This window comes from Azospirillum canadense (assembly GCF_025961225.1).
GTDB lineage: Bacteria > Pseudomonadota > Alphaproteobacteria > Azospirillales > Azospirillaceae > Azospirillum > Azospirillum canadense.
On record NZ_JAOQNG010000001.1, the window covers coordinates 899,408 to 925,412 of the forward strand.

A 26,005-nucleotide genomic window follows, 5' to 3' on the forward strand; every position below is an offset into this window, starting at 1 on the left:
AGACCATTCGGGAAGCAAGAGGGAAGCATTACGAGTCGGTGTTCACTCCGGCCCCATCATTCCGGCAACGGCAGGGCCTGCGCCTTCAGCGCCGCGGTCTGGCGGGCCTGCAGGACGTCAACGTCGAAGCCGCGGATCATCTCCTGGAACAGCTGGTACCAGTTCACCTCGGCGTTCAGGTGCAGGAAGACGGAGCCGAGCCCGATGGCGGCGCGGTCCATGAACACGAACTCCCGCGGCACCTCTACCCCGCCGACGCGGCGCAGCTCCGCGTGCACCTTGGCGGCCGTCTCGCGGCCGTAATGGCCGGAGTTGGTCTCCTCGATGCGGCGGGCGCGGTCGTCCATGATCGGGGCGTAGACGAAGCGCGCCCAGATGTTCAGGACGTCCACCAGCTCCTTCGACGGATTGCCGAAGCCCCAGGTGCGGTAGGCCTCCACCGCCTTGTCCTGGTTGCCGGTCTTCAGCGCGTCGTACAAGTCGATGACGCCCTTGACGAAGCGCGCGGGGAAGACGCGGATGCAGCCGAAGTCCAGCAGGTTGATCGACCGGTCCGGCCGCACCGTGTAGTTCCCCAGATGCGGGTCGCCGTGGATGACGCCATAGCAGTAGAAGGGCACGTACCAGGCCCGGAACATGTTCATGGCCAACTCGTCGCGGGCGTCCGGGTGGTCCTTGACGAAGTCCAGGATCTTGCGCCCGTTCACCCATTCCATGGTCAGCAGGCGGCGGGTGGACAGGTCCGGCACCACCACCGGCACATGGACGCCGGGCGTCTCGGCCAGCATGTGCCGGTAGAGGCGGGCGTGCTTGGCCTCGCGTTCGTAATCCAATTCCTCGCGCAGGCGCGCGCCGATCTCCGCCTGGATCTGCTTGGTGGAGACGGCACTGTCGCTGCGCTCGAAGATCGCGAAGATCAGGCCCAGCTGGCGCAGGTCGGCCTCCACGGCCGAGGCCATGTCCGGGTACTGGAGCTTGCAGGCCAGTTCCCGTCCGTCCAGCCCCACGGCCTTGTGCACCTGCCCCAGGGAGGCCGCGGCGGCGGCGGTGTGCTCGAAGCTCTGGAACCGCTTGTGCCAGACGGGGCCGAGTTCGCTCGCCATGCGGCGCTTGACGAAGGGCCAGCCCATGGACGGCGCGTCGGCCTGGAGCTGCGACAGTTCCTGCACATACTCGCGCGGCAGCGCGTCGGGAATGGTGGAGAGCAGCTGCGCCACCTTCATCAGCGGCCCCTTCAGGCCGCCGAGCGCCACGCGCAGTTCGGACGCGTGGCGTTCCCGTTCCAGCGGGATGCCCAGCACGCGTTCCCCGGCGAAACGGGCCGCAAGGCCCCCCACGGCGGTCCCGACCCGCGCGTACCGCGCGATCCGGCCGCCCAGCGTGTTCTCGTCTGTGTTCGGCATGCCGAATAGGTGGGTGCGGCCGGGCCGAAAGGCGAGTCCTTGCTGGGTTGAAGACGTCCCCTCTCCCCCCTGGGGAGAGGGTTAGGGTGAGGGGGTTGCGCTTGTGCTGGACGTACCGAAAATGCGGGACCCCCTCACCGGCTCTCAACGGATGCCAGAGGCATCCGCCTGACGCCGTCAGCGCAAACTTCGTTTGCGCGAGAGGCCCTTCGGGCCACCCTCTCCCCAGGGGGGAGAGGGTTAATTTATCCAGCCGGCGCGATGTTCTGGTTCACGCAGAACAGGTTGCCCGGATCGTACCTCTGCTTCAACGCGCGCAGCCGGTCGTAGTTCGCGCCGTACGCGGCCTGTACGCGCTGCTCGTCGTCGGTGACGAAGTTCACGTACACCCCGCCCGTGGCGTAGCTTGCCGTGCGGTCGAAGACGTCGCGGGCCCAACGCACGCAAGGCGTGTCCTCTGCCGCGGTCTCCCAGCGGGAATGCACGTTCATCACGAAGTCCGCGTCGCGGTGCGGGTAGGCCGTCGCGTCGGCGGGCACGCGGTTGGCCGCACCGCCCAGCTGCCCGACGAAGATCTCGCAGTGGGGCGACGGGAGCTTTCCGGCCTCCGCCACCAGCAGGTCGATCAGCCCGTCGTCGATCCGTGTGAAGTTGTGCGACTTCCAGTAATTCCGCGCGCCCGGCGCCAGCAGCGGGTCGAACGCCGCCTGCCAGGCCGCGTAAGGCATGGGGCCGAGATGCTCGCCGATGGGCTGGCCCAGCGCCCGCACCGGTTCCAGCGCCTTCGCCGCCGCCGCCTCGTCCAGGGCGCAGAAGACGGCCAGCACCATCACCTCCTTCCCGTGCACCTCGGCCGGCAGGAAGGGCAGGGGCGGCGCCTTGCGCAGGACGATCCAGCAGGCGGCCTCGTCCGGCAGGGCGGCCGCGGCGGCGCGGTAGCGGCGCATTAGGTCGCCGGCCTTGTCGAAGGGATGGACGATCAGCCCGGCCGTCACCATCGGCCCCACGGGGTGCAGGCGGAAGGTGAAGGAGGTGACGACGCCGAAGTTTCCGCCGCCGCCCCGCACCGCCCAGAACAGGTCGGCGTTCTCGTCCGCGCTCGCCCGCAGGAACTGGCCGTCGGCGGTGACCATGTCCACGCCCAGCAGGTTGTCCACGGTCAGCCCGTATTTCCGCGTCAGCCAGCCGAAGCCGCCGCCCAGCGTCAGCCCGGCGATTCCCGTCGTGGAGTTGATGCCGGTCGGCACGGCGAGCCCGAAGGCCTGCGTCTCCCGGTCCAGGTCGCCCAGCGTGGCGCCGGGCGCCACCCGCGCCGTCCGGCCCATGGGATCGACATGGACGTAGCGCAGCGGGCTCAGGTCGATCAGGACGCCCCCGTCGCACAGCGCGTTGCCGGCGATGTTGTGTCCGCCGCCGCGCACCGACACCAGCAGCCCGTTCTCCCGCGCGAAGCGCACGGCCTGCATCACGTCGGCGGCCCCGGCGCAGCGGACGATCAGGCCCGGCCGGCGGTCGATCATGGCGTTCCAGATCGCCCGCGCCTGCTCATAACCGTCGGACTGCGGCGTCAGCAGCGTGCCGCGCAGCCGAGCGCCGAGGTCGTCGACGGCCTGCTGGGTGAGGGTCGTGTCCCGCCGGTCGGCGGTGCGCACCGTGAAGTCGCCCATCGGTCACCTCCCGAAAAGGGTTGTGCGGGGGCCGGCGCGGCGGGCTCTGACGATGGTCGGACAGGCGCGAAACCGCGCGGCTCACGTCGTGAATGAAAATTTCATGATCGATTGATGCTGTTTCAGCGCAACAAGACTACGGCCGCACCGGCGGGTGGGCCATTCCGGAAAGGGCGCGGGCGGCGTTCTTACGGGCTGTACGCACCCCATAATTTGGTCCGGACGCTACTCCCCGCGGGAATCTCCGCGCAGCTGGCGCGTCCATCCGGCGAGCGCCGCCAGCAGCGCCGCGACCTTGGGCCGGACCGACTCGTCGGTCAGCTCGCCGTCCTTGTCGAACTTCTGTCCGGACATCGGCACCATCACCTCCGGCTTGTTCAGCGGGTGCATGTCCAGATACACGCAGACCTGCCGCAGATGGTATTGCGACCGGGCAGAGCCCAACCCGCCGCCGGCTCCCATCAGGGCAACCGGCTTGCCCGCGAAGGGCTGGTCCGCCCCGCGCGACGCCCAGTCGATGGCGTTCTTCAGCACGCCGGGGATGGAATAGTTGTATTCCGGGCAGACAATCAGCAGCGCGTCGGCAGCCCGGATCGCCTCGCGGAAGGCGACCACCGGCTCCGGAAAGCCGTCCTGCGACTCGACGTCCCCGTTGTAGAGCGGAATGGGGGCGAGGTCGAAGACGTCGAGATTCATGCCCTCCGGCAGCTGCCCGGCCGCGACGCGCAGCAGGCCCCGGTTGACCGACGCCCGGCGCAACGACCCGGCAAAGCCCAGAACGCGGATTTCCGACGGCATGACCTTCTCCCTTTTCAGCACAGTCCGGGAAAGGAGTGGTGGTCGACCCTCACCTTGGCAAGAGGGGGGCTCATTGATGATTGGCTCAGCAGTTTCAAATGATACCATGCCTACGAATGAGGGGCCGAACGGCCCCCAAGGATGAGTGGGAGGAGGAAACATGAGGCTGCGGGTAAGGGCATTCGCTGTCTTGGCGCCCATTGCGTTGGCATTGGTCGCCGGCAGCGCCGCCGCGCAAGGCGCCAAGCAGGTGAAGATCGGCGTGCTGGCGGACGAGCAGGGCTTCGCGTCGGACATCGGCGGCACCGGGGCCACGCTGGCCGCTAAGATGGCCGTGGAGGACTTCGGCGGATCGGTGCTCGGCCGTCCCATCGAGGTCGTCTCCGCCGACATGCAGAACAAGCCGGACGTCGCCTCCAACATCGTGCGCCAGTGGTTCGACGTGGACGGCGTGGACATGGTGACCGACATCCCCGTCTCGTCGGTGGCGCTGGCCGTCCAGTCGGTGGCGCGCGAGAAGAAGAAGGTCCTGATGATCAGCGCCGCCACGACGACGGAGCTGACCAACGCCCAGTGTTCCCCCTACACGATCCACTGGGCGGACGACACCAACGCCCTGGCGGTCGGAACGACCAGGGCGGTCGTGGAGTCGGGTGGCAAGAGCTGGTTCTTCATCACCGCCGACTTCGCCTTCGGCGCCGCCATGGAAAAGGCGGCGACCGAGGCCATCAAGCAGGCCGGCGGCACGGTGGTCGGCGGCGTGAAGCACCCCATCGGCACCAGCGACTTCGGCTCCTACCTGCTGAGCGCGCAGGGCAGCGGGGCGAAGGTGGTGGCGCTGGCCAACGTCGGGTCCGACACCATCACGGCGATCAAGCAGGCGGCCGAATTCGGCCTGCCGGCCGGCGGGCAGACCCTGGTCGGCTACATCGTCTTCATCACCGACGTGCATTCCCTCGGCCTCGACCTCGCCAAGGGGCTCTACGTGACGGAAAGCTTCTACTGGGACCAGAACGACCAGACCCGCGCCTGGTCGAAGCGCTTTCTCGACCGCCACGGCAAGGTGCCGTCGAAGGAGCAGGCAAACACCTATCTCGCCACGCTGCATTGGCTGAAGGCAGTGAAGGAGGCCGGCACGACCGAGGCGGAGCCGGTGACCGCCAGGATGAAGGCGATGCCGACCGACTATTTCGGCCGTCCCGGCAGCGTCCGCAAGGACGGCCGCGTGCTGTACGACCTCACGCTCTACCAAGTGAAGGGCAAGGCGGAGAGCAAGGGCCCCTGGGACTACTACACCCCCATCCGCAGCATCCCGGCGGGTGAGGCGTTTTTGCCGCTGGAGAAGAGTACTTGTCCGTTCGTGAAGGGGTGATGTGACGGGGGGTGGTGGGGAGGTGGTTGCGCTGGGCCCCTACCCGTCCTCCCCCACTTCGCTCTCGCGCAAGCGAAGCTTGCGCTGACGCGTCAGGCGGACCCTTGGGTCCGCCGAGAGCGGGGGGAGGGGTTTTGGCGTCGGAACGGCGGAGTTCCCTCCCCCGTCGAAGATGGGGGAGGGTTAGGGTGGGGGCCCAATGCAACCACTTCCCACCCGCCCCCGCCCCCCTCAACCCCCCTGGCTGCGGATCCACGACGCGGTGGCGCTGTCCATGGTATTCTTGTGGTTCACGAACCACTCCGGCACGATCTCGGTCAGGTAGCCGCGGACCAGCGCCAGGTTGCCCATCGCCATCCGCTTCTCGATTCCCTCCAGTTCCAGCCGCACGCGGTTGTGCTCGTGCACATGGATGGGCGTGGGCGGGAAGCCGTACTGGTGCATCAGTTCCTCCTCACGCGCGAGATGCTCGCGGAGGTGCTGGGCGAAGGCCTTGAAATGGGCGGGCAACTCGGCGTCGGAGGCCTGGGCGGCCTCGGCCAGAAGCTCGACCGTTTCCTTGTGGTCGGCGTCGATGATGGCGTTGCCGACCTCAAGGGAGGAATCCCAGGCGGGAATGGCGGCGATGGCGGGCATGCTGGTCTCCGGAAGGGAAGGATTGTTGGAAACCACCATACCCACACCGCGATCAGGGATTCTTGACGTCCGTCAACCCGGCCCGGGACATTTAGGCCTTTTTCAATCTTCCTTTTCCAACTCGTCCACGAAGCCGCGGATGACGCCCAGCCCCTTCTGCCAGAAGGCCGGGTCGCTGGCGTCCAAGCCGAAGGGGGCCAGCAGCTCCTTGTGGCGCAGCGTGCCGCCGGCCGACAGCATGGCCAGGTACTTCTCCGCGAAGCCCTTCTCGGCGTCCTGGTACACGGCGTACAGCGAGTTCACGAGGCAGTCGCCGAAGGCGTACGCGTACACGTAGAAGGGCGAGTGGATGAAGTGCGGGATGTAGGACCAGTAGTGCCGATACCCCTCGTCGAAGCGCAGCGCTGGGCCCAGGCTCTCCGTCTGCACCGCCATCCAGATCTCGCCCAACCGTTCCGCCGTCAGCTCGCCCCCGGCGCGCTCCGTGTGGACGCGCTGTTCGAAGTCGAAGAAGGCGATTTGGCGGACCACCGTGTTCAGCATGTCCTCGACCTTGGTCGCCAGCATGATCTTGCGGCGCTTCGGATCGGTTTCCGCATCCAGCAGGGCGCGGAAGGTCAGCATCTCGCCGAACACCGACGCCGTCTCGGCCAGGGTCAGCGGCGTGTCGGACAGCAGGTGGCCCTGCTTGCCGGCCAGGATCTGGTGCACGCCGTGCCCAAGCTCGTGCGCCAGCGTCATCACGTCGCGCGTCTTGCCCTGGTAGTTCACCAGCAGGTACGGGTGCACGCTGGGCACCGTCGGGTGCGCGAAGGCGCCGGGCGCCTTGCCGGGGCGCACCGGCGCGTCGATCCAGGCGTTGTCGAAGAAGCGCTTTCCGAGCCCCGCCAGTTCCGGCGAGAAGCGCCCGTAGGCGCCCAGCACGAGGTCGCGCGCCTCGTCCCAGCGGATGCTGCGGTCGGTGTCGTCGGGCAGCGGCGCGTTGCGGTCCCAATAGTCCAGGTGCTCCTGCCCGAACCACTTCGCCTTCATGGTGTAATAGCGGTGCGACAGGCTGGGGTAGGCGTCCTTCACCGCCTTAACCAGCGCGTCCACCACCTCGTCCTCGACGCGGTTGGACAGGTTGCGGGCCGAGACCGGGCGCGGGTAGCTGCGCCACTTGTCGTCGATCTCCTTGTCCTTGGCCAGCGTGTTGGTGACCAGCGCGAACAGGCGGATGTTGTCGCCCAACGTCCGGCCGATCACCGCCCCGGCCTCCTTGCGCACCGCCGGATCGCGGTCGGACAAGCGGTTCAGCGCCTCCGCACAGGTCAGCTCCTTGCCGCCGATGGCGAAGCGCAAGGATGCAATCGTCTCGTCGAACAGGCGGTTCCAGGCGGAGCGGCCGACGACGTGCTTCTCATGCAGCAGCCGCTCCACCTCATCCGACAGCTGGTGCTCCCGGAACAGCCGAACGTCGCGCAGCCAGGGGGCGTAGCGGGCGAGATCCTTCGACGCCTTCATCTTGGCGGCGAGGTCGCGCTCCTCCAGCCGGTTGATCTCCAGCGTGAAGAAGACGAGGTGGGTGGAGATGCCGTTCACCCGCTCCTGCGCCGACTGGTAGAACTTGGCGATGGCCGGGTCGACCATGTTGCCGTTGTAGACCAGCCCGGCGAAGGACATGATCCGCGACAGCACCTCGTCGATGCGCTCGTACTCGCGGATCGCCGCGGCGAAGCCGTTGCCGTCCAGCCCGGCGAGCTTGCCGGCGTACGTGGTGTGGAACTCCTTGGACGCGGTCTCCATCCGGTCCAAATCCGCCTTCAGCTCGGGCGAGTCCATGCCGGGATAGAGGTCGTTCAGGTCCCACGAGGGCAGGGTGCCCAAATCCGGCCCATCCCCTTTGGCCACGGCGGTGTCCGGGGCCATGGTTTCGGCCATTTTGCTGTCCGGCTGCGCGGCGCTGCGCTTCATCAATCCCTCCGTTCGGTGCTTGGAAGGGGATATAAGCGCCGCGCCCGCCCGGTGGAAGGCTTTGGGATGGAAGGCTCAGGTTGCGGGGGTTTCCTGCACGCGGCGGATCGCCGCCTCCACGCATTGCAGGTGCAGCTTCTTGCGGGCGAGTTGGCGGGCGCGCCGCTCTTCCAGGTCCGCCGTGGGCATCGCCTCGATGGTGCAGCCGCGCCAGCCGTTGGCGTCCAGCGCGCGGGCGACCTCCGCATAGCCGAAGTAGCCCTTGTCCGGCTGCTCCCACGGGGCGCGGAAGTCGGCGCGGCGCAGCACGAAGCGGTTGGACTGGCTGGACCCGCCGAGGTTGGTCAGCCGCGCCACGATCAGCCGTTCGCCGTTGGGATGGACGACGGTCAGGATCGGGCGGATTCCCGTGATGGGCGGGTCGAGGCTCATGCCCGCATGCATAGCGTCCCGGCGCTGGTTAGGCCAGCGACAACCGGCCGCAGTGCCGAAGCTCTCCATCGGCGGTTTTCTCCCGAACGACCGTCCAGTCCTTTTCAAGAAGATGCCAAGGGTGACCGCAGGGACTACGAATAACATACCGCAGTATGATTGCACGTCTGTTTCCGAAGATTGGCCGACCCGTGGTCCATCATTGCGCCATGTCTTGTGTTGTCGGCGATCACGATCGGCGGCATCATCGGCCCTCGTGGTGAAAAAAGAGGGCATCATGGCGCTGGGAGCATGGCTGCGCGCGTCGCTGGCGGCGGCGATCATCGGTTTGTCGACCCTTGTGCCGGGACAGGTTCCGGCGATGCCGGCGGCCCAGGCGCAATGGAGCGAACTGCCGGGCGACGCCTTCAACGCCCAGGGCAGCGCGCTCAAGGCGACCGTCTACGTGTCCGCAGGTGCGCAGGCGCGTGGCAAGGCCCCGCTTCTGGTCCTTCTGCACGGCTGCGAGCAGGATGCGGCGTCCTTCTTCACCGATTCCGGCTGGCAGGACGTGGCCGACCGCCACGGCCTCATCGTTCTTCTGCCGGAGCAGCAGCACAATCTCTTCGCCATGGTCGGCGGGGCCTCCCGCTACGGCAACCCGCTCGGCTGTTTCAATTTCGCCGACCGGCTGACCAGCCCGCTGAAGGGCGGCGTCCCGCGGGAGGCGGGCGCCATTGTCTCCATGATCGACGCGCTGCGCGCCGGCAAGGGGCTTGATCCCGCCGGTTCCCGAATCGAGGACGGGCACATCTACGTCAGCGGCTTGTCGGCCGGGGCGGGGATGGCCGCGACGCTGCTTGCCGACTATCCGCAAGTCTTCGCGGGCGGGGCGCTGTTCGCGGGCGTGCCGGCTCTGTGCGCCCAGAGCATGACGTCCGCCGCGTCCCTCTGCGGCATCTCCGTCATGCGCGCCTGCGGCGAAGTGAAGGCGCGGACCGGCGGCTATGACAGCCGGGAATGGGCGAAGGCCGTGCAGCGGGCGTCGCACCCCAAGGGAAGCCCCAAGGGAAGCCCGCGCGTGCTGATCGTCCAGGGAACGGCCGACTGCACCGTCGACCCGGCGAACGCCCTGTACCTGACCAACCAGTGGACGGCCTTCCACGGGCTGCCGGCGGACCGGCCCACGGTCATCGGGCAGGAGCCCTCCTGGCCGGACCGCGCCGTGCGGAAGGGCTACGCGCCCGCGGGCGCCAACGACCTGTGGGTGGAATCCGTACTGCTGGCGGGGGTTGGCCACGTCATGCCCATCGCGACCGGCGATCCGAACCGCCCCTGCGGCCGCGTGCGCGCGTCGGAAAAGAAGACCTACATCGAAGACGTGGGCTTTTGCGGCGCGGCGCTGGCCGCCGACTTCTTCCACCTCACGCCGTGACGAGGCCTGCGGCGCACCGCAAAAAGTGGTGCGACAGCCCGCCGCACCTTCCGCAATGCCCTTTGCCAAGTGGGCCATCTTTGTCGCAGATTGGGCCTGCTGCGCGACCGTTCATTGCGCGGCTGCGGAGAAACGCGAACCAAAGCAAAATATAAGGGGCGCCCGATGAGCAGCTCAGCCGATCTCTACAACCAGATCCACGCACGGTCCCTGTCCGACCCGGACGGCTTCTGGGGGGAGGCCGCGGAGGACATCACCTGGATCAAGCGTTGGGACAAGGTGCTGGACGACAGCAACGCGCCCTTCTACCGCTGGTTCACCGGCGGTGTGCTGAACACCTGCTACAACGCGGTGGACCGCCATGTGGAGGCCGGGCGCGGCGCGCAGGCCGCGATCATCTACGACAGCCCGGTCACCAAGACCGTCCAGTCCATCACCTACGCGGAACTGCAGGACCAGGTCGCCCGCTTCGCCGGCGCGCTGCGCGCCCAGGGGGTGGAGAAGGGCGACCGCGTCATCCTCTACATGCCGATGATCCCCCAGTCTCTGGTCGCCATGCTGGCCTGCGCGCGCCTGGGTGCCGTGCATTCCGTGGTGTTCGGCGGCTTCGCCCCGCATGAGCTGGCGACCCGCATCAACGACGCCAAGCCGAAGGCCATCGTGTCGGCCTCCTGCGGCATCGAGCCGAACCGCGTCGTCAAGTACAAGCCGATGCTCGACGCCGCCATCGAACAGGCGGAGCACAAGCCCCAGGCCGTCGTCGTCTACCAGCGCCCGCAGGAAACCGCGACCCTGGTCGAGGGCCGCGACGTGGACTGGGCGGAGGCCGTGGCGAAGGCGGAGCCGGCGGAGTGCGTGCCGGTCGCCGCGACCGACCCGCTCTACATCCTCTACACCTCCGGCACGACGGGCCAGCCGAAGGGCGTCATCCGCGACAACGGCGGCCACGCCGTGGCGCTGAAGTGGACGATGAAGAACATCTACAACGTCCAGCCGGGCGAGGTGTACTGGGCCGCGTCGGACGTGGGCTGGGTGGTCGGCCACTCCTACATCGTCTACGGCCCGCTCCTGCACGGCTGCACCACCGTGGTGTTCGAGGGCAAGCCGGTCGGCACGCCGGACGCCGGCACCTTCTGGCGCGTCATCGAGCAGCACAAGATCGGCACGCTCTTCACCGCCCCCACAGCCTTCCGCGCCATCAAGCGCGAGGACCCGAACGCGGAGTTGCTGAAGAAGTACGACCTGTCGCACTTCCGCGCCCTGTTCCTGGCCGGCGAGCGGTCGGACCCCGACACGCTGCACTGGGCGGAAGACAACCTGAACGTCCCGGTGATCGACCACTGGTGGCAGACGGAGACCGGCTGGGCGATCTCCGGCAACCCGCTCGGCGTGCACCTGTTCCCGATCAAGTACGGTTCCGCCACCCGCCCGATGCCGGGCTGGGACGTGCAGATCCTGAACGCGGAGAACAAGGAAGTGCCGCGCGGCGACATCGGCGCCATCTGCGTGAAGCTGCCGCTGCCTCCGGGCACGCTGCCGACGCTGTGGAACGCGGATGATCGCTACAAGAAGTCCTATTTGTCCGATTATCCCGGCTATTACCAGACCGGCGACGCGGGCTTCATCGACGACGACGGCTACGTCTACATCATGGCCCGCACCGACGACATCATCAACGTGGCCGGCCACCGCCTGTCCACGGGCGCGATGGAGGAGGTGCTGTCCAGCCACAAGGACGTGGCGGAATGCGCGGTGATCGGCGTGGCCGACGACCTGAAGGGGCAGGTGCCGCTGGGCTTCCTGTGCCTGAAGGCCGGCGTGACCCGCCCGCACGAGGACATCGTGAAGGAAGTCGTCCAGCTGGTGCGCGAGCAGATCGGCCCGGTCGCCGACTTCAAGCGCGCCGTGGTGGTGGAGCGCCTGCCGAAGACCCGGTCGGGCAAGATCCTGCGCGGCACCATGCAGAAGATCGCCGACGACCAGGACTACAAGGCCCCTGCGACCATCGACGATCCGGGCATCCTGCCGGAAATCGCCGAAGCCCTTCAGTCGCTCGGCTACGCCAAGGCCCACAGCGGCGCCCAGTAACGCCCCTGTCCTGAGACAAGCCCCTTCCCCGGCCTCAATCCGGGGGAGGGGCTTTGCTTTTGGTCAGTCCTTCACCAACGCCTTCAACGACTTTTCCATCTCATCCAACCGCGCCTGCTCCGCCTCCAGTTCGGCGAGGGCGCGGCGGGCGTCGGTCAGTTCCAGGTCCAGCGCGGCGCGGCGGCGGCGGATCAGTTCCTCCAGCGGGGTCAACTCCGCCGCGGCCAGGGCTTGGGTGATCGCCGCCGTGCTCCCGCCGCCCAGCGCCAGCCGCACCATGCGCGCGGTCGGGCGGATGCCCTGCGCTTCCAGATGGCGGGCGGTGATCAGGATCTCGATGGGGTCGTGGTGGCGGTTCATGGCGGTGGCTCCATTTTCCCCGCACACCCCGCGCACGGGACCATAAATCCGCACGCAGCGGCGATTTGCCACAAGCTCCGCCTCACCCGCGGGGCGCAAAAGACATACCTCGGCGGCCCACCACCTGTCCGATTAGTCCCGTTGCGCATCCGAAATAACCGAGCGATTGTGTGGGCTGGCCGGAGCCTTGCCACCTTTCCGCCGAATTTTTGCTGCACGCCCATCAAAGTCTGGAATAAACCGGATACGGCGTGCGTTCACCCAGGCATACCGGGTCCTCACCGGCCCTCTGCCCTGGGATGCAACGCCGCGTGTTCCTACTTGAAGGGGCGCCATGGGCGAGCCGAACCGGCCTGCCGTGGCGCCACCGTTAACGATCGGGTGCGCGGTTGAGCAGCAAGTTCGGGGTCGAGCTGGAAGTCCACATTGCGTCGTTGCGCCGCTACGCGCGGGCGCTGCTGCGCAACCGGTCGGATGCCGAGGATCTGGTGCAGGAGGCGCTGACGCGCGCGGTGGCGCGCGCCGACACCTTCAAGGCGGGGACGAACCTGCGGGCTTGGCTTTTCACCATCCTGCACAACGTCCACGTCAATCAGGTCCGCTCCAAGGCCGCGCGACCCGACGAGGTCGACGTGGACAGCGTGGAGTCGAAGCTGGTCACGCCGGCGCGGCAGGAAGAACGGGTGGAACTGCGCGAGATGATGCGCGCGCTCGACGAACTGCCGGAGGAGCAGCGCAAGGTGCTGCTGCTGGTGGCGCTGGAGGGCCTGAAGTACGAGGAGGTCGCCGAGATGCTCGGCGTGCCGATCGGGACCGTCATGTCGCGCCTCTCGCGGGCGCGCGAGGCGGTCAGGGCGAAGCTGGCGAACGAGGGCTCTGTGACCCTCAGACGGGTGAAGTGATGAACGCGCAACGCGTAACGGACGACGAACTGCACGCCTATGTGGACGGCCAGCTCAACCCTGACCGCCGATTGGTCGTGGAGCGATGGTTGGCCGACGATTCGGAGGCCGCGCAGCGGGCGGAGGATTACCGCGCCCAGGCAGCACTTCTGCACGAGCTGTTCGACCCCGTGCTGCGCGAATCGGCCAGCGACCCGGTGCATGACCTGACGGAGAAGCTGCGCGGCCGCGTGGCCGGCAACGACAACGTCCCGGCCTGGCACGCGAAGCCGTGGGTCCGCATGGCTGCCGCGGTGATGCTGGTGGTCGCGGGTGCAGGCGGCGGCTGGATGGGCCGCAGCGCGGTCGGCACCTCGCCCGCCGTGCAGCAGCGCCAGACGCTCCAGACCTTCGCGGAGGAGGCCACCCAGGCCCACCGCTTCTACACCTCCGACGAGCGTTTCCAGGTCGAGCTGAACGCCGACAACCAGGACGAGCTGAACAGCTGGCTGTCCAAGCGGGTGGGGCGCGACGTCTTCGGCCCAAACCTGGAGAAGGTCGGCTTCCGCCTGATCGGCGGCCGCTCGCTGCCGACCGACCTGGGTGCGGGCGCGCAGTACATGTACGTCAACGACGCCAACAAGCGCGTCACCCTGTTCGTGGGCGCCCCGCAGGCCGGCAACCCGGCGAAGTTCGGCTTCACCCAGAACGGCGACGTGGCGACCATCTACTGGGTCGAGGGCTCGCTCGCCTACGCGCTGGCCGGCCGGCTGGCGAAGGAGGAACTGCTGGGCATCGCCGAGGCCGTCTTCAACGACGTAAAGGCCGGCCCGCCGCGCCGCGACCCGCCGCCGCAGCAACAGCAGAACCCGCAGCAGCAGCCCCAGGACCAGCAGCACCCGCCGGAGCAGCAACAGAACGGCGTCCAGCCGATCAGCGACACGCAGAAGCCCAAGGACAGCTAAGCCCACCCGCGCCCGCAAAGCCCCCCAAAAAGCCTTCAGTCTCCGCCAACCCGTCGGGGACTGGGGGCTTTTTGCTGGCCGCGGAACCGCGTACAGTCCCGCGCATGAACGCTGTCGTCGAGTTCCTGCGCGCCGGAGTCCAGGCCCTGCAACGGAGCGAGCCCGCGCTCGCCTGCGACCGGCTCGCCCGCGCGTTGGCGCTGGCGCCGGACCATGGTGAGGCCTGGAACATCCTCGGCGTCCTGGCGATCTCCGCCGGCGACGCCGCGGCGGCCGAGCCCCGCTTCCGCCGCGCCGCAGCCTGCGCGCCGGCCAACCCCGCCTACGCGCGCAGCCTCGCCGAGTGCCTGAAGCGCCAGAACCGCCCGGCCGAGGCCCGCCACCTCCTGGCCCAGGCCGCCCGCCGCGGCGCCCTGTCCGCTGACCTGGCCTGCGACCTCGCCGACCTGACCCTGACTCTATCCGGCCCCACCGCCGCGCTGCCGCTCTACCGCCTCGCCCTGACCCTGGCGCCGGACCACGCCCGTGCCCTGAACAACCGCGCCGAGACCCTGTCCAAAGCCGGCCAGCGCGACGAGGCCGCGGACGCCTTCGCCCGGCTCGCCACGCTGCGCGGTACCGCCCCGGCCTGGCTGGCCGCCGGCTCGGCCCTGCTGGAGGCGTGGCGCCAGGACGAGGCGCGCCCGGCCCTGCGCCGCGCGGCGGTGCTCGACCCCGCAGCAGCAGGAGTCTGGGCCAACCTGGGCTTCGCCGCGCTGGGCCGCCATCTGGGCCGCCACGCTGTGGAGGACGCGGCAACCGCCTTCGTCCGCGCGCTTCGTCTCGCCCCCGACCTTGCCGAGGCGCGGGCCGGGCAGGGCACGCTGCTGATGCTGACCGGCCGCCTGCGCGAGGGCGCCGCGGCCTACGAGGCGCGCCTCACCCTGCCGCACTTCGCGCCGCCCCGCCGCTTCGACCGCCCGGCCTGGGATGGGGTGGTGCGGCCGGGCCAGACCCTGCTGGTCCACGCCGACCGCGGCATCGGCGACGCGATCCAGTTCATCCGCTACACCCCGTTGCTGCGGGCGCGGGGGATGCGCGTGCTGTTCCACGGGCAGTTCCCGCTGTTCGAGCTGTTCCGCGCCTCCGGCGTGGTGGACGGCGTCTCCGACCACGACGGCCCCCTGCCGGAGCACGACGCGCAGATCCACGTCATGAGCCTGATGCACCGCATGGGCACCGACCTGGACAGCGTCCCGGCCACCGTCCCCTACCTGCGCGCGCCGGAAGCCGCCGCCCGCCGCTGGGCCGATCGGCTGGCGGATGTGCCGGGCTTGCGGGTCGGTCTGGTCTGGTCCGGCTCCACCGCCTTGCCCTACCACCGCCAGCGCTCGCCGGGGCTGGAGCCCCTGCTGCCCCTGACGACCATCCCCGGCGTGACCCCCATCGCCCTCCAGGTCGGCCCCGGCCGCGCCGACCTCGACCGCGTCTCCCCGCCCGGCGCTCTGCTCGACCTCGGCGCGGAGATCCGCGACTACGCCGACACCGCGGCGATCCTCCAGGCGCTGGACATGGTGGTCAGCGTGGACACCTCGGTCACCCACCTCGCCGGCGCGCTCGGCCGCCCGGTGGCCGTCCTGCTCGACCAAGGCGCGGAGTGGCGCTGGCTCCGCCACCGCCCCGACACCCCCTGGTACCCGACCGCGCGCCTCTACCGCCAATCCAGCTTCGGCGACTGGTCCGACCCGGTGGAGCGGTTGCGCGGGGATTTGGCCGCGATAGTTGAAGAGGGCCGCGTGCGTCGGCCCTGATGCTCTCGCCGCAGCCGTCTCCCTATCCCGCAGCTGTAATTCCACCGCTATCCCAGTGAAGGCTTAGGGCCAGGACACACCGCATTGATCGCGTCCCACCGCGTGGTGTCTGAGGCGTGAGGCTGGCCCGCCGGAGCGCTCCCCCATAGCTGGCGCAGGCGGGCCGGCCGTTCGGGAGCGGCGGTCACCGTGTTCTTCGGCTAAGTTGAGGTTGCTTAACGACCATCAACCAAGACGGAGACCACGATGACCGAGGACAGGATCGCTCTTCAGGAGCTGATTGGGAAGAGCGCCGATGCCGACTTTCTGCGCGAGATGGTCGGCTTCGCCGCCCAGCGCCTGATGGAGCTGGAGGTGGAGAGCCTGTGCGGCGCCGGGTATGGCGAACGCAGCGAGGACCGCCAGACCAAGCGCAACGGCTACCGGGAGCGGACCTGGGAGACGCGCGCCGGGGCCATCGACCTGCGCATCCCCAAGCTGCGGCGCGGCTCCTACTTCCCGGCCTTCCTGGAGCCGCGCCGCACCGCGGAGAAGGCGCTAATCGCGGTGATTCAGGAGGCCTACGTGCAGGGCATCTCGACGCGCAACGTCGATGATCTGGTCAAGGCGATGGGCATGACCGGCATCTCCAAGAGCCAGGTCAGCCGCCTGTGCCAGGACATCGACGAGCGCGTGCAGGCGTTCCTGAACCGGCCGCTGGAAGGCGACTGGCCCTTTGTGTGGCTGGATGCGACCTACGTGAAAGTGCGCCAGGACGGCCGCATCGTCTCGCTCGCCGCCATACTGGCCATCGGCGTCAACAGCGATGGCCGGCGCGAGGTGCTGGGGCTCGGCCTCGGGCTGTCGGAAGCCGAGACCTTCTGGACCGATTTCCTGCGCACCCTCACCCGCCGGGGCCTACGCGGCGTAAAGCTGGTGATCGCCGATGCGCATCTCGGGCTGAAGGCCGCCGCTTCCAAGGTGCTGGGCGCCACACTTCAACGCTGTCGTGTTCATTGCATGAGGAATCTCCTCGCCTGCGTCGGCAAGGCGCACCAGACGATGGTCGCGGCCACCATTCGCACCGCCTTTGCCCAGGAGACCGCTGAGGCGGCGCATGAGCAGTGGCGCCGGGTGGCCGACAGCCTGCGGCCGCGCTTTTCCAAGCTGGCGGCGCTGATGGACGAGGCGGAGTTCGACGTGCTGGCCTACATGAAGTACCCCAAGGACCTGCGCACCAAATTGCACAGCACGAATCCTCTGGAGCGGCTGAATGGCGAGATCAAGCGGCGCACCAACGTCGTCGGCATCTTCCCTGGCGAAGGGGCGGTTGTGCGCCTCGTCGGCGCCTTGCTGCTGGAGCAGCATGATGAATGGGCGGTGGCCCGGCGCTACATGACCATGGAAAGCCTGGCCGAGCTGTGCCACCCTCACACCCCTGATCCGCTGTCCATCGCAGCGGAGTAGACCGGCGGCCTCAACCCGCCGAAGAGCACAGAGGCCCCCTCAGACACCACGCCTCGGGGCACGATCACCGCATTGACGCGCCTGATGGGGAGGGTGTCACGGGATAACGACGCATCCCATGTAATCGGCTCATTCTACGAGGAAGGGTCGATTTGGGTGAACGACCGTGGTGCCCGCGCTGCGGCAGCGTGCGGGTGGTGAAATCCGGCCACGTGCTGGGCAAACAACGTTGGTTGTGCCGCAGGTGCGGCTTCCAGTTCACGCGCCTGCCGGACACGACGGTGCCGGAGCCGACGAAGCAAGCGGCGGTGACGCTGTACGGGCATGGGCTGTCGTTGCGCGCCGTCGGCAAGTTGCTCGGCACGACCGGCCAGTCCGTGCTGCGTTGGGTCTGCCAGTATGTGGACCGGCATTGCTCCAAGCCGATTCCGGAGCCGGCCAACGTCATCGAGATCGACGAGATGTGGCATTATCTCGGCTGCAAGGCGCAGAAACTCTGGATCTGGAAGGCGTACGACCGCGACAGAGGACGCCTGATCGACTGGGAATGCGGCAAGCGCGACGAAGCCACCTTCCGGCGTCTGTACGAGCGTCTGCAACGCTGGGGCGCACGCCTGTTTTGCACCGATCAGTTCGCCGTCTACGACACGGTTCTCCCGATCGGGCGGCATTATCAGGGCAAGGACCAGAGTGTCGCCCTGGAGCGCAACAATGGCCGCCAGCGGCATTGGGTCGGAACCTGCCGCCGCAAGTCGATCATCGTCTCCAAGAGCAAGGCCATGGTGAACCGCCGTATGGCCCTGTTTGCCCATCTCCATGGCAACGATGAGGCCCGGCCAGAAATGCACCGGCTTCCCGGCATTTCGCTCCAGCGCAAGGCTCTTGCCTAAACTGCGTCGTTACCCCGTGACACCTTCCTGATGGGAACCGGCACCGGTGCAGGATCAACAGCGCGCCCCCCACCCAGTAAACAACTAACACCCTCTTACTTTCCGTTAGCGGAGCTTTATAAGCTGCCGACGTGCAATCGCGGCATAAGGGCCTTCAATGGTTTCGAATATAGCAAGCGCCAGTTCTGTCAACTTACGTGCACGTTCAATTTCACCCAAGTCGGCGTAGACGGCACCAAGCCCGCCAAGCCAAATTCCTTCGCTATGCCGATTGCCAATCTCGCGGGCGAGGGTGAGAGCCATTTCGTAATGCTCAATAGCACGTTGCAGCTCACCCAAGGAGGCGTATGTATTGCCGAGATTGCCAATGTGGATTTCCTCGCTATGTCGATTGCCGATCTCGCGGGCGATGGCGAGAGCCATTTTGTAATGCTCAATAGCGCGGTGCATCTCGCCCATAGAGGCATATGTATTGCCGAGATTACCGATGTGGATTCCCTCGCTATGCCGGTTGCCGATCTCGCGGGCGATGGCGAGAGCCATTTCATAATGCTCAATAGCGCGACGGGTTTCCCCCAAGTCGCCATAAGCGTTGCCGAGACTGCCGAGGCGGTTTCCCTCGCAGTGCTGATCGCCGATCTCGCGGGAAATGGCGAGGGATTGTTCGTGATACTCAATCGCGACCTGCGTCTCGCCTAAGCTGGCAAAAGCGTTGCCCAGACTGCCAAGGCGGATCATTTCACTGCGTCGGTTACCAGTTTCGCGAGCGAGGGCGAGCGATTGCTGGTGATGATCAATGGCGCGGCGCATCTCGCCCAAGTCGGCGTAAGCATTGCCTAGGCTGCCAAGGTGAATTTCTTCAAGTAACTTGTTGCCCAATGCTCTGGCTGCCTTTTGTGCCGCTTCAAGCCAAAATAACTGATCGGGTGTTTTGCTCCCTGATAGCGAGGTAGACAGGGGTGTAGGCCGATGATGCGATTCTCTATTATTCAACGCCCACTCGGCGGCAGCCAGAATATTAAGCGCTTCACGGTCATACAATGCCTGCCCGTATAAAGCGTTGTCAGGCCCTTGGCGAGACTGCGTGTTTGCGGCTTCAAGTACTGACTTAAAATAACGGGTGAACGTAGATCTCGCTTCTTCCAACCTCTGCGATGAACGTGGGTGCGGATCCGCATCAGGTTGGGCAGCAAAAACAGTTAGTGCTACCGGGCGCATCAAATCGTGAAGGCGGTACCGCTTCGACATGTCGTCAAACAGGATCAAGCCACGGGTCAATAACGCGCGCAATAGCGTTACGGCGTTTCTTTCGGATTTGGCGTTCCACACCGCCGCAACCGCTGCTCGGTCGAAATCGGCTGGGAACACAGTTAGCGTCTGCCACAAGGCAGCAAGATCTTTATCCGTCTCTGCGAGGCGACGGGCGCTGTGGGCGAGGATGGTGCGAACATCTCCTCGATCTTTCTTCACTTTCAGGTAACTGAGGCGAGTTGACTCCTCAGTTAGGTCGTCAATGTAGTCGGCGGCGGAACAGTCTTCGGCATGGGCGAGGTAAGATCCGGCGACGCTCAGGGCAAGTGGCAGGTCGTCGCAGATATCCGCGATGCGGTCCCACTCAGCATCCGTGGCTATTTGAGGGCGGGCGGCAGTGCGCAACAGCGTGATAGACTCGATGCGCGGCAGAAGATCAAGTTTCAATGGAAAGGCGCCGTCCAGATGAATGGGCTCGCGCGCAGTGACCATCAGGCCGCAAGGTGGAGGTGGGACGAGCGGTTCGACTTGATCCGTGTTGTCAGCGTTGTCCAGCAGGATCAGCGCTCGCTTGCCTTCCAGCACGGACCGGTAGACCGCAGCCATCTGCTGCGGGTCATCCATGGCCTTCATGTCCGGGTGGAAGGCGCGTACGACATGGGCCATGGCCTCCAATGGGGTCAGCGGGGCGGCGTCGCCGTGACCCTGGAGGTTTATCATGATCTGAGCGTCGGGATAGCGTTGCAGCAGCCGGCGGGCGGCGCGGACGGCCAGCGTAGTCTTGCCAATGCCACCCATACCGCGGATCGCACTGACCGCCGCCGCACCGCCATGCTCACGGTCCAATGCGGCGACGAGTTGGTCCACCTCCGCCGCACGGCCGGTGAAGTCGGGGAGGTCGGAGGGGAGTTGGTGGAGGGGGCTGAAGCTGGGAGGCGGAACGGAATTCCCAAAGTTGATGGTCGCGTTGGGCGCGATGATAGAGCCGTCGACCTTCCCGCCAACCGCCACCGATCCGGCCCCTGATGCGTCCGCGCCTCCGGTCATGGTCAGCGCTCCACCAGATTGCCGCTGCCGGTGATAATGGTGGAGCCGGTCACGCTGCCGCCGATGGCGACGGCCCCGGCCCCGGACGCCACGACCTTGCTGCCGCCCAGCGCGCTGACCAGTTCCTCCGCCAAGCCCGGGTTTGCCGTCAGCAGCTTGCGGAGTTGCAGCCGCAGGGCCGCTTTTGCGTCATCATCGTCGGGAGCTTGGGAGACTTCCTGGGCGGCCTTGCGCGCGTCGTCGTGGCCCATCACGGCGCTCGACAACGTTCGCCACAAGGACTTTGCGCGGTCGAGACCAGCAACGGCCATGACTTCGCCGATTTTTTTCTCCGCTCCGCCCAGAACGGGCTCAAGGACGGGAAGGAAAGGGGCGACGGCTTCCGTGACTTGTCGGGCAAAGTCGGGGATTTGGGACGCATCCATGGAACACCTGTGCATGTCGGCCGGTGGCATGCACGAAGGATAGCATGAACAAAGGTGTGGATGTGTGGTCTGGGTGTCGCAACGGCGCGTGTTACCCCCACCATGACCCTCCCCCGCCGGGCGTTGGAGGTGATTGACTCAATCAGGGATGGTTGCTTGGGCGGGGTGATTAGGTTATAAATCCCATTGCCAACGGCGTTCCCGCGCCTGCCACCCGTGCGACGTTTCGCGTTTTTACGTCGCACAGCGTTTCACGGTGTTTCATTCGGGCGCTTGGCGGGACCTTGCCCTCACCCTCCCACCGCTGATGCGGCAGGTCCCTCCCTCTCCCGCCGGGGGCGGGAGAGGGGGGCGTGGGGTAGTTACTCCGCAGCCAGCGGCTGCGGGGTGGCCGGTTGGCGCATGGCGTCGAGGAGCTTGGCTTCCTTGGCCTTGGCGGCCTCGACGTTGCGGGTCTTGACGTGGCCGTAGCCGCGCATCTCCAGGGGCAGGCGGGCGATTTCGACCGCCGTGGGCAGAGTGTCGCGGGTCAGGCGGTGCAGGACTTCGCCCATGATGGTCTCGTACTCGACGATCAGGCGGCGCTCCAGGCGGCGTTCGGCCAGCCAGCCGAAGGGGTCGAGCGGGGTGCCGCGCAGGCGCTTGCCTTTGGCGAGCAGGCGCAGCGCCTTCAGCATCCAGGGGCCGAAGCTCTTCTTCTTCGGTTCGCCGCCGTCCTCGCCGGTCTCGCCCAGCGCGGGCGGGGCCATGTGGAAGACCAGCTTGTAGTCGCCCTCGAACATGCGGCCGATCTGCTCGACGAAGCCGGTGTCGGTGTGCAGGCGCGCCACCTCGTACTCGTCCTTGTAAGCGAGCAGCTTGAAGTAGCCGCGGGCGACCGCGTCGGTCAGGGCGGTGGAGCCGGGGGCCTTCTGCCCCTCCACGCGGCGGGTCCAGTCGACCAGCGCGTGGTAGCGGCTGGCGTAGGCGGCGTCCTGGTAGTCGGTCAGGAAGGCGGTGCGGCGCTCGATGGCCTCGTCCAGGGTGGCCGAGGGGCGGCGCTGGTCGAGGATGAACAGGTTGTGCGCGGCCTTCTCCGCCGCCGGCGGGGTGGCGGCGGCCTCCACGGCGCCCAGGTCCACGGCGGCGCGGCGGCCCCAGTTGAAGGCGTCGGTGTTCATCTTGACCGCCACGCCGTTCAGCGCGATGGCCTTCAGGATGGCTTCCGCCGAGATTGGGATCAGGCCCTTCTGCCAGGCGTAGCCCATTAGGAAGGGGTTGGTCGCGATGCTGTCGCCCAGCAGGGCGGTGGCGAGCTTGGTGGCGTCGAAGGCGTTCACCGCCCCCTCGCCGCAGGCCTTGCGGATGTCGGCGACGAGGTCGCGGACCGGCACGGTGAAGTCCGGCTTCTTTAGGAAGTCGACCGTGATGGTGTCGTGGGTGTTGATCACGGCGCGGGTGTGGCCGTACTCCATCTTCGACAGGGCGTCGCCGGCCGCGGCCACGATCAGGTCGCAGCCCACCACCGCGTCGGCCCCGCCGGCCGCGATGCGGACGGAGTGGATGTCCTCCGGGCTGTGGGCGATGCGGATGTGGCTGGTGACGGCGCCGCCCTTCTGGGCGAGGCCGGTCATGTCCAGCACGCCCACGCCCTTGCCCTCGATGTGCGCGGCCATGCCCAGCAGCGCGCCGATGGTCACCACGCCGGTGCCGCCCACGCCGGTGACGTAGATGCCCCAGGGCCGGTCAAGGGCGGGCAGGTGAGGGGCGGGGAGGTCTGACGCGTCCGTGCCCCCATTCGCCATTTTGATCGCGGCGGCCGGCTTGGGCTTGCGGAGCTGCCCGCCCTCAACCGTCACGAAGCTGGGGCAGAAGCCCTTGGTGCAGGAATAGTCCTTGTTGCAGCTGGACTGGTCGATCTGGCGCTTGCGGCCGAACTCGGTCTCCTGCGGCACGACCGACACGCAGGACGACTTGACGGAGCAGTCGCCGCAGCCCTCGCAGACCAGCTCGTTGATGATCACGCGCTTGGCCGGGTCGACCATCTTGCCGCGCTTGCGGCGGCGGCGCTTCTCGGTGGCGCAGGTCTGGTCGTAGATCAGGACGCTGACGCCGGGGACCTCGCGCATCTCCTTCTGCACCCGCTCCAGGTCGTCGCGGTGCTCGACCGTGGTGAACTGCGGCAGGCCGTTGCCGATCCCGTACTTCTCGGGCTCGTCCGATACGACGGTGATGCGCTCCACGCCCTCCGCGCGCAGCTGGGCGGCCAGCGACTGCACGGTCAGGGTGCCGTCCACCGGCTGGCCGCCGGTCATAGCGACGGCGTCGTTGAACAGGATCTTGTAGGTGATGTTGGCCTTCGCCGCGATCGATTGCCGGATCGCCAGGATGCCGGAGTGGTAGTAGGTGCCGTCGCCGAGGTTGGCAAAGATGTGCTTCTCCTCGGTGAAGGGCGCCTGGCCGACCCAGGGCACGCCCTCGCCGCCCATCTGGGTGAAGGTGTCGGTCTTGCGGTCCAGCCACGTCGCCATGTAGTGGCAGCCGATGCCGCCTAGCGCGCGGCTGCCCTCCGGCACGTGGGTCGAGGTGTTGTGCGGGCAGCCGGAGCAGAAGGTCGGCTTGCGGATGACGCGGGCTTGGTGGGCCTTCTGATTCTCCTGCGCGTCCAGGAAGGCAACGCGGCGCTTCAGCTGCTCGTTGTCGATGAAGCGCTCCAACCGGCGGCCGATGACCACGGCGATCTGCGCGGGCGACAGCTCACCGGCCGACGGGAGGATCCACTCGCCATGCTCGTCGAACTTGCCGACGACCTTGGGGCGGACGTCCGGGTGCCAGTTGTACAGCTGCTCTTTCAACTGGTTCTCGATGACCGCGCGCTTCTCCTCGACGACGACGATCTCCTCCAGCCCTTCCGCGAAGTGGCGGACGCCGTCGCGCTCCAGCGGCCAGGGCATGCCGACCTTGTAGACGGTGATGCCCCAGTCGGCGGCCTTCTCCTCGGTGATGCCCAGCTCGTCGAAAGCCTGGCGGACGTCCAGGTAGCTCTTGCCCGTGGTGACGATGCCGAGGCGCGGGCGCGGGCTTTCCATCACCACGCGGTCGATCCGGTTGGCACGCGCGAACGCCAGGGCGGCGTACAGCTTGTGCTTCATCAACCGGTATTCCTGCTCCAGCGGCGGGTCGGGCCAGCGTATGTTCAGGCCGCCCGGCGGGATCGGGAAGTCTGTGGGGATGACCGGGCTGACGCGGTGCGGGTCGATGGTGACCGACGCCGAGGTGTCCACCGTCTCGGCGATCGTCTTCATGGCGATCCAGCAGCCCGAATAGCGGCTCATCGCCCAGCCGATCAGGCCGTAGTCCAGGATCTCCTGCACGCTGGCCGGGTTCAGGACCGGGATCATGGCGTGCATGAAGGCGTGTTCGGACTGGTGCGGGAAGGTGGAGGACTTGGCGTTGTGGTCGTCGCCGGTCAGCACCAGCACGCCGCCGTGCTTGGACGTGCCGGCGCCGTTGGCGTGCTTGAACACGTCGCCGGAACGGTCGACGCCAGGGCCCTTGCCGTACCACATGGCGTAGACGCCGTCGTACTTGGCGCCCGGGAACATGCCGACCTGCTGGCTGCCCCACACGGCGGTGGCGCCCAGCTCCTCGTTCACGCCGGGCTGGAACTGGATGTGGTTCTTCTCCAGGAACTTGCGCGCGTTCCACAAGTTCTGGTCGAATCCGCCCAGCGGCGAGCCGCGGTAGCCCGAGATAAAGCATGCCGTGTTCAGGCCGGCCGCGAGGTCGCGCTGGCGCTGCATCATCGGCAGGCGCACCAGCGCCTGGGTGCCCGTCAGGTACACGCGCCCCTGTTCGAGCGCGTACTTGTCGTCCAGGGTCACGGTCGCGAGAGCCATTGTTCCATCCCCATGTGAGCGCCCGATGCAAGCGTATGCCGACGGCGCTGTTGCCGGGCGCCTTTGCGGCGCCGCTTTGTTTGTTGGATCACCAGAAAGGTAACGTTCGCTGTCGTATCTGGCAACGGGTGGCGGGGGTCGGCCTGCAAAAAGCAAGGAACGGTCGAGACCTCGCAGCGCTGTGAAACGGACAGGCGGGAATCCCCGTCCCAACGGAAATTCCCGCTCGCCTTCATCGTCTTCCGACTGGATATGGGGAGGCTAGGAAGCTGGCGGCAGGGGGAGGTTTTGGCCCGGATTGTTGGGGGCGGGCTCGTCCGACCATAGGCTGGGGTCGGCGGAGCCGCGCAGGGTCAGCGTGCGCACCATGGACCGCAGCGCCCGCACCAGGGCGCGCACGGCGACGGCGGTCTCGGCGTCGTGGGCGGTGGTGGCAACCCAGCGCAGGGCGTCCATGTGGGCCTGCACCGCTTCCTTGAAGCTTTCGACGTCGTGGTCCACCCAGGTGACGCAGGTGGACAGCGATGCCACCATTGCGGCGGCGCCCTGGAAGCCGGCGGATTCGCCGCTCGCAGCGATCTGGAGGTCGGAGACGGCGTGGCGCAGCCGGGTGCCCAGCGGGTCCGGCTTGTCGAGCGCCGCCTCCAGCCGGTCCAGCGCCAGCAGGAGCCGCACGCGCCGGGGCTCGGCCGAACGCACCGGCGGGCCGGGCGGCGGCAGGCGGAGGGGAGAGCCTCCGGACAGCGCAGGGCGGGAGGGGGACGGCTCCGGCCAGTCCGTGGCCCGGCTCTCGCGGACCTCGGGCTCCGCCTCCGGCCTTGCGGGCCGTGGGCGGCGCGGGCGGGTCAGCACCGTCTCGATGCGGCGGGCGATGGTGGCGGCCGACGCCGGCTTGGCGAGCACGGAGTCCGCACCCGCGTCCCAGGCGGCACGCACGGTGGCAAGGTCGGCGTTGGCGGTCAGCACGATGATCGGCAGGTCGGGGCTGAGGCTGCCGGGCGACCGCCGCACCCAGCTCACCAGTTGGGCGCCGCCCACCGGCTCCATCATCCAGTCGGTGACCAGTAGGTCGTAGGGCTCGCGCCGCAGCAGTTCCTTGGCCTCCTGCCCGTTGGACACGGTGACGACCTGTCCGACGCCCCACAGCTCCAGCATGTCGCGCAACGCCCGCTGGAGCAGGGAGTTGTTTTCGACGACGAGGATCTTCAGGTGGCTCGGATAGCGTCGCGCCATGGACAGGTCCCGCGGGTTCGGATGAGGTCGCGGGCTGAATATCCGAACGCGGTTCCCGGCTTTCAGGGTGCGGAGA

19 protein-coding genes are annotated in these 26,005 nt (G+C 67.5%); 8 read left to right on the forward strand and 11 right to left on the reverse strand.

Going from position 1 to position 26,005, the window contains the following annotated elements:
- Positions 1-56 precede the first annotated feature (56 nt).
- The 3 genes from M2351_RS04285 to M2351_RS04295 all read right to left on the reverse strand — a co-directional run bounded on the left by M2351_RS04285 (position 57) and on the right by M2351_RS04295 (position 3,868).
- Positions 57-1,403: an ABC1 kinase family protein gene (locus M2351_RS04285; protein WP_264654906.1), complete on the reverse strand. Its 1,347-nt coding sequence runs from the start codon at positions 1,401-1,403 to the stop codon at positions 57-59.
- 245 nt (positions 1,404-1,648) lie between these two features.
- Positions 1,649-3,070, reverse strand: coding sequence for an FAD-binding oxidoreductase (locus M2351_RS04290; protein ID WP_264654907.1), 1,422 nt, complete (start codon positions 3,068-3,070; stop codon positions 1,649-1,651).
- Between the two features lie 225 nt (positions 3,071-3,295).
- A complete protein-coding gene (locus tag M2351_RS04295) occupies positions 3,296-3,868 on the reverse strand; it encodes an NADPH-dependent FMN reductase (protein ID WP_319801868.1) in 573 nt (190 codons plus the stop codon).
- 190 nt (positions 3,869-4,058) lie between these two features.
- Here M2351_RS04295 and M2351_RS04300 point away from each other — a divergent pair, with 190 nt between their 5' ends.
- Complete coding sequence (locus tag M2351_RS04300) at positions 4,059-5,240, forward strand: ABC transporter substrate-binding protein (RefSeq protein ID WP_264654908.1); 1,182 nt, start codon at positions 4,059-4,061, stop codon at positions 5,238-5,240.
- A 231-nt stretch (positions 5,241-5,471) separates the two neighbouring features.
- On the opposite strand, the gene M2351_RS04305 is transcribed toward M2351_RS04300, so the two are convergent.
- The 3 genes from M2351_RS04305 to M2351_RS04315 form a co-directional block, all read right to left on the reverse strand.
- Positions 5,472-5,876: a bacteriohemerythrin gene (locus M2351_RS04305; RefSeq protein WP_264654909.1), complete on the reverse strand. Its 405-nt coding sequence runs from the start codon at positions 5,874-5,876 to the stop codon at positions 5,472-5,474.
- Positions 5,877-5,978: 102 nt separating this feature from the next.
- Positions 5,979-7,784, reverse strand: coding sequence for a M3 family oligoendopeptidase (locus M2351_RS04310; RefSeq protein ID WP_264656835.1), 1,806 nt, complete (start codon positions 7,782-7,784; stop codon positions 5,979-5,981).
- A gap of 120 nt (positions 7,785-7,904) precedes the next feature.
- Entirely contained in the window at positions 7,905-8,261 is a 357-nt protein-coding gene (locus M2351_RS04315) for a hypothetical protein (RefSeq protein WP_264654910.1), read from the reverse strand.
- Between the two features lie 277 nt (positions 8,262-8,538).
- Between M2351_RS04315 and M2351_RS04320 the strand changes: the two genes are divergently transcribed.
- Positions 8,539-9,675 (forward strand): extracellular catalytic domain type 1 short-chain-length polyhydroxyalkanoate depolymerase, encoded by a 1,137-nt coding sequence (locus M2351_RS04320; protein WP_264654911.1) that lies wholly within the window; start codon positions 8,539-8,541, stop codon positions 9,673-9,675.
- Between the two features lie 165 nt (positions 9,676-9,840).
- Positions 9,841-11,763, forward strand: coding sequence for a propionyl-CoA synthetase (locus tag M2351_RS04325; RefSeq protein ID WP_264654912.1), 1,923 nt, complete (start codon positions 9,841-9,843; stop codon positions 11,761-11,763).
- 63 nt (positions 11,764-11,826) lie between these two features.
- On the opposite strand, the gene M2351_RS04330 is transcribed toward M2351_RS04325, so the two are convergent.
- The gene (locus M2351_RS04330) at positions 11,827-12,123 is read right to left on the reverse strand and encodes a DNA-binding protein (protein ID WP_264654913.1); all 297 of its coding nucleotides are present in this window, start codon (positions 12,121-12,123) and stop codon (positions 11,827-11,829) included.
- A gap of 389 nt (positions 12,124-12,512) precedes the next feature.
- Here M2351_RS04330 and M2351_RS04335 point away from each other — a divergent pair, with 389 nt between their 5' ends.
- The 5 genes from M2351_RS04335 to M2351_RS04355 all read left to right on the forward strand — a co-directional run bounded on the left by M2351_RS04335 (position 12,513) and on the right by M2351_RS04355 (position 18,095).
- Positions 12,513-13,025: a sigma-70 family RNA polymerase sigma factor gene (locus tag M2351_RS04335; protein WP_264654914.1), complete on the forward strand. Its 513-nt coding sequence runs from the start codon at positions 12,513-12,515 to the stop codon at positions 13,023-13,025.
- Positions 13,025-13,969 (forward strand): anti-sigma factor family protein, encoded by a 945-nt coding sequence (locus M2351_RS04340; RefSeq protein WP_264654915.1) that lies wholly within the window; start codon positions 13,025-13,027, stop codon positions 13,967-13,969. Before M2351_RS04335 ends, M2351_RS04340 begins: the two co-directional genes overlap by 1 nt.
- A 104-nt stretch (positions 13,970-14,073) precedes the next feature.
- A complete protein-coding gene (locus M2351_RS04345; protein WP_264654916.1) occupies positions 14,074-15,759 on the forward strand; it encodes a tetratricopeptide repeat protein in 1,686 nt (561 codons plus the stop codon).
- A gap of 246 nt (positions 15,760-16,005) precedes the next feature.
- Positions 16,006-17,205 carry an IS256 family transposase gene (locus M2351_RS04350; protein WP_264654291.1) on the forward strand — a complete coding sequence of 400 codons (1,200 nt, stop codon included), beginning with the start codon at positions 16,006-16,008 and terminating at the stop codon, positions 17,203-17,205.
- Between the two features lie 152 nt (positions 17,206-17,357).
- Positions 17,358-18,095 (forward strand): IS1 family transposase, encoded by a 738-nt coding sequence (locus tag M2351_RS04355; protein WP_264654917.1) that lies wholly within the window; start codon positions 17,358-17,360, stop codon positions 18,093-18,095.
- Positions 18,096-18,200: 105 nt separating this feature from the next.
- Here the strand turns inward: M2351_RS04355 and M2351_RS04360 are convergent, their stop codons facing one another.
- The 4 genes from M2351_RS04360 to M2351_RS04375 form a co-directional block, all read right to left on the reverse strand.
- Positions 18,201-20,393, reverse strand: a complete 2,193-nt coding sequence (locus tag M2351_RS04360; RefSeq protein ID WP_264654918.1) for a tetratricopeptide repeat protein — start codon at positions 20,391-20,393, stop codon at positions 18,201-18,203.
- A gap of 2 nt (positions 20,394-20,395) precedes the next feature.
- A complete protein-coding gene (locus M2351_RS04365; protein ID WP_264654919.1) occupies positions 20,396-20,644 on the reverse strand; it encodes a hypothetical protein in 249 nt (82 codons plus the stop codon).
- Positions 20,645-21,180: 536 nt separating this feature from the next.
- Positions 21,181-24,696 carry an indolepyruvate ferredoxin oxidoreductase family protein gene (locus tag M2351_RS04370; protein ID WP_264654920.1) on the reverse strand — a complete coding sequence of 1,172 codons (3,516 nt, stop codon included), beginning with the start codon at positions 24,694-24,696 and terminating at the stop codon, positions 21,181-21,183.
- Between the two features lie 261 nt (positions 24,697-24,957).
- Positions 24,958-25,929, reverse strand: coding sequence for a response regulator (locus tag M2351_RS04375; protein ID WP_264654921.1), 972 nt, complete (start codon positions 25,927-25,929; stop codon positions 24,958-24,960).
- Positions 25,930-26,005: the final 76 nt, after the last annotated feature.